Here is a 259-nt window from a genome sequence, read left to right as displayed (position 1 = left end):
TGTTCGCCACGTCCTTCTTCGGCTCCTAGTGCCTAGGCATCCTCCGTGCGCTCTTATTAGCTTAACCTAATAAAAACATTTTGTTACTTAAGGATGTTTCATTCTTTCGCTATCCAGTTTTCAAAGAACAAATATAGGTGATAAACACCTGCTTGGCGACGTCCTACTCTCCCAGGACCCTGCGGTCCAAGTACCATCGGCGCTGGAGGGCTTAACGGTCGTGTTCGGTATGGGAACGCGTGGTTCCCCTCCGCCATCG

Annotated in this window: 1 rRNA gene; it reads right to left on the bottom strand. The window is 50.2% G+C overall.

Features of this window, described 5'->3' with window-relative positions:
* Positions 1-150 precede the first annotated feature (150 nt).
* Positions 151-259: ribosomal RNA gene (rrf, locus tag M3194_RS31065) — 5S ribosomal RNA — on the bottom strand; the annotation flags it as partial.

Source organism: Paenibacillus glycanilyticus (assembly GCF_023715145.1).
GTDB classification, from domain to species: Bacteria; Bacillota; Bacilli; order Paenibacillales; family Paenibacillaceae; genus Pristimantibacillus; species Pristimantibacillus glycanilyticus_A.
Note: the sequence above shows the minus strand (reverse complement) of the source record. Positions and strands in the feature narration are given on the sequence as shown.